The organism is Sphingobacterium sp. CZ-2, from assembly GCF_004526235.1.
In the GTDB taxonomy this organism is placed as follows: domain Bacteria; phylum Bacteroidota; class Bacteroidia; order Sphingobacteriales; family Sphingobacteriaceae; genus Sphingobacterium; species Sphingobacterium tenebrionis.
This window is the reverse complement of record NZ_CP038159.1, coordinates 2161883-2174198: the sequence shown is the minus strand read 5'-3', so window position 1 is coordinate 2174198 and position 12316 is coordinate 2161883. Positions and strand designations below refer to the sequence as shown.

12 protein-coding genes are annotated in these 12316 nt (G+C 43.0%); 10 read left to right on the top strand and 2 right to left on the bottom strand.

Annotated elements, in window-relative coordinates:
• Positions 1-146: 146 nt before the first annotated feature.
• A complete protein-coding gene (locus tag E3D81_RS09620) occupies positions 147-929 on the bottom strand; it encodes an META domain-containing protein (protein WP_134777274.1) in 783 nt (260 codons plus the stop codon).
• Positions 930-1105: 176 nt separating this feature from the next.
• On the opposite strand from E3D81_RS09620, the gene E3D81_RS09615 reads away from it, so the two are divergent.
• Genes E3D81_RS09615 through E3D81_RS09570 form a run of 10 tightly spaced genes read left to right on the top strand, consistent with a single transcriptional unit; the run spans position 1106 to position 11636 of the window.
• Positions 1106-2179, top strand: a complete 1074-nt coding sequence (locus E3D81_RS09615; RefSeq protein ID WP_099365821.1) for a complex I subunit 1/NuoH family protein — start codon at positions 1106-1108, stop codon at positions 2177-2179.
• A 17-nt stretch (positions 2180-2196) separates the two neighbouring features.
• Complete coding sequence (locus E3D81_RS09610) at positions 2197-2760, top strand: 4Fe-4S binding protein (RefSeq protein WP_134777273.1); 564 nt, start codon at positions 2197-2199, stop codon at positions 2758-2760.
• Positions 2760-3302, top strand: coding sequence for an NADH-quinone oxidoreductase subunit J (locus tag E3D81_RS09605; RefSeq protein ID WP_134777272.1), 543 nt, complete (start codon positions 2760-2762; stop codon positions 3300-3302). The genes E3D81_RS09610 and E3D81_RS09605 overlap by 1 nt, the downstream gene beginning before the upstream one ends.
• The gene (nuoK, locus tag E3D81_RS09600; RefSeq protein ID WP_099365824.1) at positions 3299-3604 is read left to right on the top strand and encodes an NADH-quinone oxidoreductase subunit NuoK; all 306 of its coding nucleotides are present in this window, start codon (positions 3299-3301) and stop codon (positions 3602-3604) included. Before E3D81_RS09605 ends, nuoK begins: the two co-directional genes overlap by 4 nt.
• A gap of 7 nt (positions 3605-3611) precedes the next feature.
• Positions 3612-5642, top strand: a complete 2031-nt coding sequence (gene nuoL / locus E3D81_RS09595) for an NADH-quinone oxidoreductase subunit L (protein WP_245153185.1) — start codon at positions 3612-3614, stop codon at positions 5640-5642.
• Position 5643: 1 nt separating this feature from the next.
• Complete coding sequence (locus tag E3D81_RS09590) at positions 5644-7248, top strand: NuoM family protein (RefSeq protein ID WP_134777271.1); 1605 nt, start codon at positions 5644-5646, stop codon at positions 7246-7248.
• A 7-nt stretch (positions 7249-7255) separates the two neighbouring features.
• On the top strand, positions 7256-8845 hold the full coding sequence (locus E3D81_RS09585; RefSeq protein ID WP_134777270.1) for an NADH-quinone oxidoreductase subunit N: 1590 nt from the start codon (positions 7256-7258) through the stop codon (positions 8843-8845).
• A gap of 15 nt (positions 8846-8860) precedes the next feature.
• Complete coding sequence (locus E3D81_RS09580; RefSeq protein ID WP_099365828.1) at positions 8861-9466, top strand: DUF4254 domain-containing protein; 606 nt, start codon at positions 8861-8863, stop codon at positions 9464-9466.
• Between the two features lie 6 nt (positions 9467-9472).
• Positions 9473-10483, top strand: coding sequence for a glycosyltransferase family 9 protein (locus tag E3D81_RS09575; RefSeq protein ID WP_134777269.1), 1011 nt, complete (start codon positions 9473-9475; stop codon positions 10481-10483).
• Positions 10484-10520: 37 nt separating this feature from the next.
• On the top strand, positions 10521-11636 hold the full coding sequence (locus tag E3D81_RS09570; protein WP_134777268.1) for a glycosyltransferase family 4 protein: 1116 nt from the start codon (positions 10521-10523) through the stop codon (positions 11634-11636).
• Here the strand turns inward: E3D81_RS09570 and E3D81_RS09565 are convergent.
• Positions 11633-12298, bottom strand: coding sequence for a glycosyltransferase family 32 protein (locus tag E3D81_RS09565; protein WP_134777267.1), 666 nt, complete (start codon positions 12296-12298; stop codon positions 11633-11635). The two genes, E3D81_RS09570 and E3D81_RS09565, sit on opposite strands and share 4 nt — an antisense overlap.
• Positions 12299-12316 lie beyond the last annotated feature (18 nt).

Here is a 12316-nt window from a genome sequence, read left to right as displayed (position 1 = left end):
GCAGTCGAACCATCTGTTCGTTTACCAGCGTACAGATCCTTCGACTACGCTCAGGATGACATGGAAAGAAAGTCTAGCTTATCCTAATCGAAAGATTGCTTCGTCGTACCTCCTCGCAATGACGCCAAGCCTCCCAGCAACGATAATTACTTCCTCTTAAACCTCATCACCGCAATATCGCCAATTATCAACGTCATTGCATCCCCGTTCACACTCATCACATTCACTTTCTCCAACGTTGAAAAATACAAAGGCTCTCCATCACCCTTGCAAGCCATCTTCGTAGAAAAAATCCCACTGAAATTCACTTTCCTACCATCCAAGCTCATATTACTTCCATAATTATTACATCCCCCATTTCCTGAAACCTTCGAAGATCCAGCCTGAATCACCATAGTCGGCTTCTTCCCTGGAAACAATTCATTGAAAGGTTTATTTGATCCAGCGATATAATCCAACTCCCAAGTCCCAGCAACGGAAACATCTGAAGAAATCTCCTTAAATCGCGCCAAAGGAGCTTTACGACCTTGATTTAAAGACAACACCCCATCTGCAAACGTATAATTATCCGCCTGTTGCAAGGATTGCCCCAAGCCCCTTTCAATCTCCATATTCTCGCAGGCCATCATCGTTGATATCCCTCTCGTAAAATATATTTTATTGTTCTTTGCGAATTGAAATTCCCCATTCAGTGTATTACAACCCCCATTGGCCGAATAACGTCCAGCCTCATGCAAAAACTCCAAATAAGGCATCTTACCATTCACCTCAGCGGCTACTGGTTTCCCACCCAATTCCACTAATTGCCATTTCTTACCGGTGATTTTAGCGATGTCAGCTGATTCATCTGCTGTAACTTGTTTGGATGTACTACAGCTTGAAAAGATCAAGCTGGCTACAGCTAGCATACTAAAAATTGTTTTTTTCATAGTGATTTTCTTATTTCTTTTATTAATACTCTCCTAAAGACGAAATGTTTGAACGAAGTGCTACTAAATTACCCTAAATAATATCTACTAAACTAGTATATTTTATAATATTTTTGAGGTAATTCGTACGTTTTCCGTATGTTTGTCCTTAATTAAGAATTAATCTAAAAAGAAGATTGAGTTCCCTTTTTATCCATATCCTTACCCCAGTCGCAATATTCCTTTTTATTGCTTTATTCACGCTTTTTGCAGTATATGCGGAGCGTAAGATTGCAGGTTTTGTACAGGATCGATTAGGGCCAATGGAAACCGGTAAATTTGGATTGCTCCAAACCTTTGCGGATATCCTCAAACTCCTTCAAAAAGAATTTATTTCTCCAGCAGCAGCGGATAGAATCCTCTTTGCCGTTGCCCCTATCCTGATTTTTGTGGCGGTTTTTGTTGGTTTCTCGGTCGTTCCTTGGGCTGCCGATTTTGTTCCAGCAAATACACACACCGGTTTATTTTTTATTATGGCGGTGGTTTCCATCGATGCTATTGGTATTCTGATGGCCGGATGGGGCTCAAACAACAAATATTCCCTTTTGGGATCAATTCGTGCCATCGCGCAGATGATATCCTATGAATTACCGGTAGGATTATCTTTGATTGCTGCGGTGATGATCACCCAAACCCTTAATCTGAACGAAATTGCCCTCAATCAAGGGATTTATAGTGAACAAGACCTGTTTTTCTTAGGCATCTGGAATGTGAAGGATATAGGGGGTATCTTATCCTGGAATGTTTTCCAGGCACCGCATCTCTTGGTGAGCTATGTCATCTTTTTCATTGCTTCCCTTGCAGAATGCAATAGAGCACCTTTTGATATCCCTGAGGCGGAAAGTGAACTGATCGGAGGTTTCCATACCGAATATGGTGGTATCCGTTTTGCCTTTATTTTCCTGGCGGAATACGCCATGATGTTCTTGGTCGCGATGCTGGGCGTGGTGATCTTCTTGGGCGCATGGAACAGTCCCCTTCCCAATATTGGGAATGTACGTTTGGCCGATTGGACCACTGGACTTTATTGGGGTATTTTCTGGACTTTGATCAAATCGTTGTTCATTGTAGCCGTGCAGATATGGATCCGCTGGACCCTTCCGAGGTTCCGTGCTGATCAACTTATGGTCTTATGTTGGAAGATCTTAATCCCAGTAGCCTTTCTTTGCATGGCCATTTCCGGGATTTGGCGAATTACAGTGATGGTTTAAAATATTGATAGGTTAACATGATTATCAAATCTACACTAAAAGGATTGGCTACGGCCATAAAGGGACTCAGCTTAACGGTGGCCCACCTTTTTAGTGCCCGAAAATCAAGAACCTCCCTGGACATTAAACAGGAAAATTATTTCGAAAAACAAGAAGGTGTGACCACCGTTCAATTTCCTTCGGAAAAAATGCCGATCCCCGATGTGGCCAGGTATCAATTGGATGTAGAAATAGACGATTGCATTGTCTGTGATTTATGTGCCAAGGCATGTCCGGTGGATTGTATTGCCATAGAATCCATCAAATCCCCAGAAGCCATTGGAAAAACCTCCGATGGAAGCGTAAAGAGACTTTATGCAGCCAAATTCGAGATCGATATGGCAAAATGTATGTATTGCGGATTATGTACAGTGGTTTGTCCTACGGAATGCATCGTTATGACGGATAATTACGACCGCAGCACCACAAATCTGGCGGATCTAACCTATACTTTTTCTGACATGTCGGATGCGGAAGTGCAAAAACGCAAGGAAGAATGGACCCGTTTTCAAGCTGAAAAGGAGGCAGCAAAGGCTAAATAATGGAATTAGTATTGTTCTATGCTTTTGCCGTGTTGGCGATCGGTTCTGCCCTGCTGGTAGTTAGCCTGAAAAATACAGCACGCGCCTTATTTCTTTTCTTCGTGGTGTTGTTCGGTATGGCCGGATTGTTCCTGTTTGCCTTAGCTGATTTTGTCGCCATTACCCAGATCATGGTCTATGTGGGTGGCGTATTGATCCTAATGATCTTTGCCTTTATGCTCTCCAATAAGGAGCTGCTTGCGGATCTCCAAAACACATCCTCCAGATTCCTATCCATGCCCAACTGGCAATCTCTTCTCTTAACGTTGGGATTTCTTGCCGTGATGATCTATGGCATCATCGAATGGCAACAACATACCCCGAATTGGATCACCCAAAATATACATAAAGGGCAGGTTATTTTACCATCCGACAATAATATCAATCAATTGGGCATCAAATTCATGACCCATTATCTACTTCCCTTTGAAGTGATATCCATCTTTTTATTGATGGCACTGATCGGGGCGGCCCATCTATCCAGAAAGGAGGATAAACAATGATTACTTTAACTCATTTCTTGGTAGTATCCGCTTGTCTATTTTGTATAGGATTATATGCGGTATTGGCCAAAAGGAACGCCATCATGATCTTGGTAGGAATCGAATTCATCATCAATGCCGCCATTTTGAATCTGGTAGCATTCGGCAGGTATGATAAGATCAATTATGGCGGACAGGTGTTTGCTCTTTTTGCCATAGTGCTGGCTGCTGCAGCTGTTGCTGTCGGATTGGCCATCATTTTGAATGTGTATAGAAAATACAAATCCATTAACCCGGATAATATTACGGACCTAAGAGATTAATGTGCAAATGATGAACCTATCGCCAATCGTTGCCAGCCTACTGGTCGTTATATTACCCTTCCTTGCTTTCCTGATCCAAGCGATGCTCGGCAGGAGATCACAACAGGGAACCATCTCGCTCCTGGCGATATTATTGAGCTGTTTGATCAGTGCGACCATGGTCTTTCCAAAAATATGGAACCAGGACACGCAGCATCAAGCCCTTACTTGGTTCAGTATTGGTACCAAAGATTTTCAGATCGGTTTCCTATTGAACAACCTGACTAGCCTGATGCAATTGATCGTTTGTTTGGTGGCTTTGCCCGTTCATATCTACTCGAGAGCCTATATGAAAGGGGATCCAGGCATACACCGGTATTGGATGTACCTCAGCCTATTCTGTTTTGCGATGCTTTTGTTAACCATGGCAGACAATCTCTTATTGATGTATATTGCCTGGGAATTGGTGGGATTTGCCTCCTATTTATTGATCGGGTTCTGGTTTCATAAAGAATCGGCAGTTCAGGCCAATAAAAAGGCCTTTATCATCAATAGAATTGGGGATTTAGGTTTTCTTTTAGGTATAGCCAGTTTGTACAGCATCTATGGGACCTTAAATCTGGTAGATTTATTTGGAGAGCATGGTTTTCTCAATACGGTTCCTCCGGATTCAAGCGGATGGATGACCTTTGCCGGCTGTTGTTTCTTTTTAGGGGCCATGGCCAAATCGGCACAATTCCCGCTACATGTTTGGCTTCCGGACGCCATGGAAGGACCAACGTCAGTTTCTTCCCTGATCCATGCCGCTACGATGGTTGCAGCCGGGGTATTCCTGTTGAGCACGGTATTTCCTTTGTTTAATACCACTGTCTTGCTTATTATTGCCATTATTGGATGCATCACCGCATTTATAGCTGCATATTTCGCCCTAGCGCAACAGGATATCAAACGCATATTGGCTTTCTCCACCATTTCCCAATTGGGTTTCATGATGGTTGCCATTGGTATTGGGGCTTGGGATGCTGCGATGTTCCATCTTGTTACCCATGCGTTTTTCAAATGTTTATTGTTCCTAGCAGCAGGGGCTATTATCCATGAAATGGCACACCTTAAAGCAAAACATCAGCTAGATTTCGATCCACAGGATATCCATAACATGGGTGGACTTAGGAAATATATGCCCAAGACTTTCATCCTTATGGCAATTGCATCGCTTGCATTAGCCGGATTTCCTCTAACTTCTGGGTTTTTATCCAAGGATGCGATCTTGATCAATGCCTTGGAATGGGGCATGCAGCAAGGTGGTCTCTGGCTCTTGATCCCGATTGCCCTGATCATTGTAAGTTTTATGACCGCCTTTTATATTGGCAGGTTGATGTTCAAAGTGTTTTTTGGGAAATTGAGGATTAACGTGGAAAATCCAGGCATACATGAAGCTCCAGGACAGATGTTAGGTCCTATGGTTTTTCTAGGAATCTGTTCGCTTTTTGTGGTTTTTAGTTTAAACCCTTTATCTTACCAACAAGCTTTTGTGCTGAAGGGATTTGAATTTGATCGGGATTATACCGAACTGCATATTTTGCATACGGTCGTTCCTTTGCTGATGAGTATTGGAAGTATTTTGATCTGGATCTGGGCATACAGATGGTATGCGCAAGGAGAGGCTGGGGGATCCTTCGACAAGCTCAGGATGACAGAAAGCAAGCTCAGGATGACATTCCCACTTCTTCAATTATCCTTAAATCAAGGCTATCTGAATGAGTTTTATCAAAAGGCTTTTGTAAACAGCACCGTGCAATTCAGTAATGGATTATATTGGTTCGACAGACACATCATCGATGGATTGGTCAACCTAGCGGGTTCATTAGTTCGCGCTATTTCCCGCATATCGGCTTGGACCGATCGTTATATCGTCGATGGATTGGTGAATACCATCGCTGGAAGTACGTATTACTTGGGTCATCTATTACGATGGGTTCAGAATGGAAGGTTACAGAACTATTTGGGTTTTGCCTTCACGGTTTTATTAATTGGAATAATTTATTTGATATTCAAATAAGATGGGACTACTTTCCTTACTTATATTTTTACCCCTGCTAGCTGTTCTAGCGATCTTGGTTCTTCCAAATCGCAGCAATGGTTCGTTCAAATACATTTCATTGGCAGCGACATTGATCCAATTTGGACTGTCCGGTTATCTTTACGCCAACTTCCAACCAAGCGAATCTGCATTCAATGCTGTTTCGGCCTACCAATACGTCGAACAAATGCCTTGGATACGCATGCAGCTAGGCTCATTGGGTACATTGGAAATCGATTATTTCCTCGGGGTGGACGGATTTTCCCTTCCGCTATTGGTTTTGAGTGCCTTTGTGATGCTGATGGCCATTGGAGCCTCATGGCGTATTGAAAAGAGCAAAAAAGGATACTTTGCCCTATTGATGCTGCTGAACACCGCCGTGATGGGCATCTTTTGTGCTTTGGACTTCTTCCTCTTCTATGTATTCTATGAGGTGATGCTGTTGCCTTTGTATTTCCTAATTGGCATCTGGGGTGGTGCAAGACGGGAATATGCTGCCATCAAGTTCTTTATCTATACCCTGTTTGGGTCCGTTTTTATGCTGCTGGTCATCGTAGGATTATATTTTTCGGTCCAAAACCCAAATACCGGCGCGCATACCTTCAACATGCTATACATGATGGATCCGACGAATTATGTCCCAGGTTCCTTCTTTGAAGCCTTAGGAAACAGCCAAGAGATCTTGGGAATCCCGGCAAGAATGGTCGGATTTATCGTCCTATTTGTGGCATTCGCTATTAAAATCCCAATTGTACCTTTACATACCTGGTTACCCGATGCACACGTGGAAGCACCAACACCGGTTTCTATTATTTTAGCTGGTATCCTATTAAAAATTGGGGGATATGGTGTTATCCGGATCTGTTTGGGCATATTTCCAGATGCCGCCGTAGACGCGAATTGGTGGCTAGGTCTTATCGGTATTATATCCATTCTTTATGGAGCATTCAATGCTTTGGCCCAGACTGATCTGAAGCGATTGATCGCTTATTCATCGGTATCCCATATGGGATTCGTCTTATTGGGAATCGCATCCCTGACTGCGGAAGGTATTTCCGGAGCCGTTTTCCAGATGTTGAGCCACGGCTTTCTTTCGGCCGCCCTCTTCTTCCTGGTTGGGGTTCTTTACGACCGCGTTCATGATCGTTATATCTATAATTTCAGAGGGCTTGCCTCTTTGATGCCAAAATATACCGCATACGTGGCCATTGCATTCTTTGCCTCCCTAGGATTACCTGGGTTCTCGGCATTTATTGGGGAAGCATTTGTCATTATCGGAACGTTTAATGCAGAAAGCCTATCAACAGGAATTCCTCGTTGGATGGCGATATTTGGTTCCCTGGGTATCCTTTTGAGTGCGGCCTATTTCTTATGGACGCTCCAACGGATGTTCTTCGGGGAGACCCGACTAAAAGGTGGGGAAACTTGGGCAAACAGTCTTACTGACCTTTCCGTACGGGAACAGATCATTCTTTTTCCAACCTTGGCATTGGCACTGCTTTTAGGAGTTATGCCATCCTTGGTTTTTGGCGTACTTAACCAATCCGTTTTGAGCCTATTGAATTTAGTTAATCCTTATTTATAATTCTGTGATGGATTTTAGCTACCAAGTATCGGAAAATATAGATCATATCATTGCTTCTCTACCTCTAATCAAGGTGGAATTGGCGCTGGCATTCGGATTTCTATTGACGATTGCGGCTACCCTATTCTTGGATAAGACCTGGAAACAAAGCTCCTTTTATATCAGCATCATTACCTGCTTAGGGGCATTCGTGATCCTTCTATCCCAGTACAACCTCCAAAGTTCAGGTTTCTATCAGATGTTGATTTTGGATAAGATGAGCTTCTTTGCTCGGTCTTTTATCCTTGTCAGTCTTCTGATCGCCTGCATCTATTTCCAACAATATTTCAAGGATAAGATCTTCAATAAACGTAAAGGAGATATCTACAGCATTTTATTGGCAGCAGGCATTGGTTTACATATCCTCACTATGACCAGCAATTGGTTAATGGCTTTTATAGCCATTGAGATGGTTTCGATTTCATCCTATGTGCTAGTCGGTTATTTCTCTGAGAACAAGAAACAGGCAGAAGCTGCGATGAAATACGCCTTGTTTGGATCAGCCTGTGCGGCGGTGATGCTGTATGGCCTTTCTTTGGTCTACGGTTTTACAGGAGATCTTGATTTTTCAAGCCAACAACACATTCAAGGATTGATCGATGCGCCAAAAGTGATGGTCAGCATCGCCTTTCTGTTTGTATTCACCGGCATCGGATTCAAACTAAGTTTTGTTCCTTTTCACCTGTGGGCACCGGATGTTTATGAAGGCTCTCCTACCCCAGTAACGGCTTTTCTGTCTACCATTCCGAAGATTGCCGCTATTGTGCTGTTTGGCCGAATTGCCAGTGCCTGGATCAGTACCCAATTCTATTTCAGCGATCTTACGTTCTTGTTCATAGCAGTGGTGGCTATGGTGACCATGCTCATCGGAAATTTAATCGCCTTAAGGCAGCAGGATGTAAAAAGGATGATGGCCTACTCGTCGATCGGGCATACCGGATTTTTGCTGATGGCCATTATCGGCTATAGCAATGGACATCAGGATATCCTGTTGTTCTATATCCTGGCTTACACCCTGATGAACTTAGCGATTTTTGCTTTCATCAGCATCTTGGAAAAACAAGAAGGAAGCACCTTGCTTTCCTCCTATACTGGATTGGGCAAAACTTACCCCATCCTATTCACCTGCTTTTCCTTCATCGGAATTGCCTTGGTAGGATTACCTCCTACCGCTGGATTTGTCGGAAAATTATTGGTGTTCAGCAGTATTTTCGAGTTGTACCAATCCTCCGAAGATCCCATCTTCTTAGCCCTTTTGATCATCGGAGCCCTAACCTCAGTCATCTCCTTGTTCTATTACTTCAAGATCCCTTTATACGCGTTCTTAAAAAACTCCGCGTCATCGGAAGAAACCCCCGTGGCATCAGAAGAAATACCCGCGTCATTGCGAGGAGGTACGACGAAGCAATCTTCCCTTTCTTCCCCTTCTTACCCTCCTTCCAGCCCACCTCCCCCTTTCAATATCCTCTACCTTATCGGTATCCTACTCACCATCTTAGTCCTTTTATTAGGAATTTTCCCATCTCTTGCGCTAAATATCTTTAGCATCAACAGCTAAATGTTATATTTGTGTATGATTAGTGGAACAGCAAATAAAATCTTTCAGCAAGTAATTCAAGATTACCATGTACATGATCAGATCGACCATCCGATCAGCAATCCCTACGATAGCCAAACACTTGAGCATCTGCTTTATCTGAAATGCTGGATCGACACTGCGCAATGGCATATGGAAGATGTCGTTCGCAATCCAGATATCGATCCTCGCGAAGGATTGTATTGGAAGCGCCGCATTGACCGCCAAAATCAAGAAAGAACAGATACCGTCGAATACATCGACAGCTATTATTTGTCAAAGTTCAAAGATATCCAGCCATTAACAGACGCCAAGATCAATTCTGAAAGTCCAGCATGGGCAATCGATCGATTATCCATCCTCGCACTGAAAATATTCCACATGGAACAGGAAACCCTAAGAACAGATGTTTCCAATGCCCATATTCAAGCTTGTACAGAAAAACTTAACGTGCTATTGGAGCAGCGTAAAGATCTTTCCCAAAGCATCGATGAATTATTAAGCGACATTGAAAGCGGAAAAAAATACATGAAAGTCTATAAACAGATGAAAATGTACAATGATCCGAATCTTAATCCTGTTTTATACGGCACCCAAAAATAATCAAGCATGAAACGCGTCCTGGTGATGAGGTTTTCGGCAATGGGCGATGTCGCCATGGTTGCCTCTGTTTTGAAGGAATTTCAACAACAGCATCAGGATACGGAAATCATCATGGTATCCAGACCATTGTTCTCTGCCTTCTTTCAGGACATCCCGCGCTTAACCTTTCATGCCATCCAACCGAAGGGCAGGCATAAAGGAGTCTTTGGGCTGTTGAGCCTTTTCAATGAATTGAAGAGTTACAAACCTTATGCAGTAGCCGATTTACATAATAACATCCGATCCAGGTTTTTGGATATGCTGTTTAAAGGGATCGGAAAACGGGTTGCCATTTTGGATAAAGGCAGGGCTGAAAAAAAAGCACTGACCCGTCCTGAAAACAAAATCAAAAAACAACTCCAACTCACTACAGAGCGCTATGCCGATGTCTTCCGAAACATTGGATTTCCGATATCGCTCAGCCATCAATTGGAAAAAGATTTTCGACTCATTCCTCCCGGCATGATGCCTATCCTGGCCGGAACCAAGAAAAAAATAGGCATATCCCCATTTGCCCAACACAGTTACAAGGTATTTCCTTTGGAAAAAATGGAAATAGTCGTGCAGCAACTGGCGGAAAAAGGCTATGAAGTCCTTTTATTCGGCGGAGGAGCAGAAGAACAGAAGATAACTGAAGCCTGGGCAAACAAATACCGAGGAGTACATTCCCTAGTCGGAAAGTATAAATTGCAGCAAGAATTGGATATCATCTCCCACTTGGATCTCATGGTCAGTATGGATAGTTCGGGAATGCACATGGCATCCCTTGTTGGCACCCGCTGCATTTCTGTTTGGGGAGCTACGCATCCTTTTGCAGGTTTTTTAGGCTTTGGGCAATCCATGGATGATTGTGTCCAAGTCGAACATCCCAACCGCCCAAGTTCCGTTTATGGCAATAAACCCTGCCCCTGCGATGGTACGGAAGCGATCGATTTAATTAGTCCAGAAATGCTATTGGAAAAAATAATATCTTTATAGCGCAATAGGGATTAATAAAGCTTATCAATCGGGATTAATGAAGCTTATCATAGGCTATGATGCCAAACGATATTTTTTGAACAGAACAGGTCTTGGAAATTACAGCCGAGATCTGATTCGTATTTTGGAAGACCATTATCCTGAAAATCGCTATATCAAATACAGCCCGAAGTTCGAAGGGTTCTGGTTCGGTTCTGAAGAATTTAACCAGACCAACAAACTACCCCAAGGATTTATCAACAATCTTTTTCCCAGCCTTTGGCGCAATAGACGCATTGTGGAAGATCTGAAACGCGACCAGGTCCAAGTATTTCATGGTCTATCCGGAGAGATTCCTATTGGCCTCAAAGAAGCCAAGATCAAATCCGTAGTCACCATCCACGACCTGATCTTCCTTCGGTATCCCGAGCTTTATAAGCCATTGGATCGATGGATCTACCATCGTAAAGCGAAATATGCCATCGAACATGCAGACCGCATCATTGCTATCAGCGAACAGACCAAAAGAGATATCCTGCAATTCTACCAAGTCGATGAACAGAAGATCGAAGTGATCTATCAGGTCTGTCATCCGGCGTTCAAGGAAACTATATCCGAGGATATTCAAAATAGGCTACGCCAAGAAAACAATCTACCTGAACGGTTTATCCTGAATGTGGGATCTATTGAGCCCCGTAAGAATGCCTTTCAGATCGTAAAAGCCATAGAGAATACGGGTATTCCGCTTCTCATTCTTGGCAAGGAAACTCCTTATGCTGATGAAATAAAAGCCTATATCAAAGAGAAAGGCATGGAAAAACAGGTCATTTTTCTAAAAGGTTTCACGATGGAAGAGCTGGCAGCGATTTACAGCATGGCAAGTGTTTTTGTCTATCCATCCAAGTTCGAAGGATTTGGAATCCCTATTATTGAGGCGCTATATACCGGAACCCCAGTGATAACTAACCGATCCGGTGTATTCCCTGAAGCAGCTGGACCAGATTCCCTGTACATCGATCCGGAGAACATCCAAGAAATGAAGGAAAAAATAGTTGGTTTATGGAACAACCCTGAAAAAAGACAGGAAATGAGCGAAAAAGGAAAACGCTATGTCCAACGATTCAATGATGAAAAAATAGCAGCCCAAATCATGAACTGCTATAACACGCTTTAACTATCTTCTTTTACAACGGTAATCCGTTTCTGCAACTTCTTCCAATGGTTTTTACGATCTCTATAGATCAATAATTTTCCCAATTTATATTTGAACTGCATGAGGCCTTTATAATCAGGCTCCACCACGCGATAGGCAACGGAAGGATTTTCCTTAATTTCATCCTGTATGGCGCGAGTATAAACAGATGGACCAGTCGTTTTATGCACATCATGCGGATAGGTTTTCTGTTCGATGTTCTCCACGGCATAATCCAAGGTCCTTTTCAGGAAGGGATGCCCCTTATCAAAGACCAATGCCCATTGGGCAAAGTATTCTGGATGGTTTTTCTCCGGACTGATCACCGCGACATCGCTCGCTTGAAGATGTTTGTCTAAAGACACCAATAAATCAGAATCCAGATCCAGATAAACCCCACCATTTATATACAATACCGCATAGCGAAAGAAATCGGCTTTGGCAGCCCCGATCTGCAGTCGGCTATAAGCCTTATACACCCTTTCTTCAAAATTCTCCTGTATAAACCGATCAACCGCTGCATCATCAAAAAACACATAAGCGTAGTCTGGATTCTTCTGCCTGAAAATCCAGATGTAAAATTTGGTCAACCAAGGAATATCCTTGCTTTTGAACGTTTGGTATATGGTTTTTGGAATTGCCATCAGAATATTTTTAACAAA

Bases quoted from the DNA above. Each gene is read 5' to 3' on its own strand.
- E3D81_RS09585 (WP_134777270.1), top strand. From the start codon at position 7,256: ATGGATTTTAGCTACCAAGTATCGGAAAATATAGATCATATCATTGCT.
- E3D81_RS09620 (WP_134777274.1), bottom strand. From the start codon at position 929: ATGAAAAAAACAATTTTTAGTATGCTAGCTGTAGCCAGCTTGATCTTT.
- E3D81_RS09570 (WP_134777268.1), top strand. From the start codon at position 10,521: ATGAAGCTTATCATAGGCTATGATGCCAAACGATATTTTTTGAACAGA.
- E3D81_RS09565 (WP_134777267.1), bottom strand. From the start codon at position 12,298: ATGGCAATTCCAAAAACCATATACCAAACGTTCAAAAGCAAGGATATT.
- E3D81_RS09605 (WP_134777272.1), top strand. From the start codon at position 2,760: ATGGAATTAGTATTGTTCTATGCTTTTGCCGTGTTGGCGATCGGTTCT.
- E3D81_RS09590 (WP_134777271.1), top strand. From the start codon at position 5,644: ATGGGACTACTTTCCTTACTTATATTTTTACCCCTGCTAGCTGTTCTA.
- E3D81_RS09580 (WP_099365828.1), top strand. From the start codon at position 8,861: ATGATTAGTGGAACAGCAAATAAAATCTTTCAGCAAGTAATTCAAGAT.
- nuoL (WP_245153185.1), top strand. From the start codon at position 3,612: ATGATGAACCTATCGCCAATCGTTGCCAGCCTACTGGTCGTTATATTA.
- nuoK (WP_099365824.1), top strand. From the start codon at position 3,299: ATGATTACTTTAACTCATTTCTTGGTAGTATCCGCTTGTCTATTTTGT.
- E3D81_RS09610 (WP_134777273.1), top strand. From the start codon at position 2,197: ATGATTATCAAATCTACACTAAAAGGATTGGCTACGGCCATAAAGGGA.
- E3D81_RS09575 (WP_134777269.1), top strand. From the start codon at position 9,473: ATGAAACGCGTCCTGGTGATGAGGTTTTCGGCAATGGGCGATGTCGCC.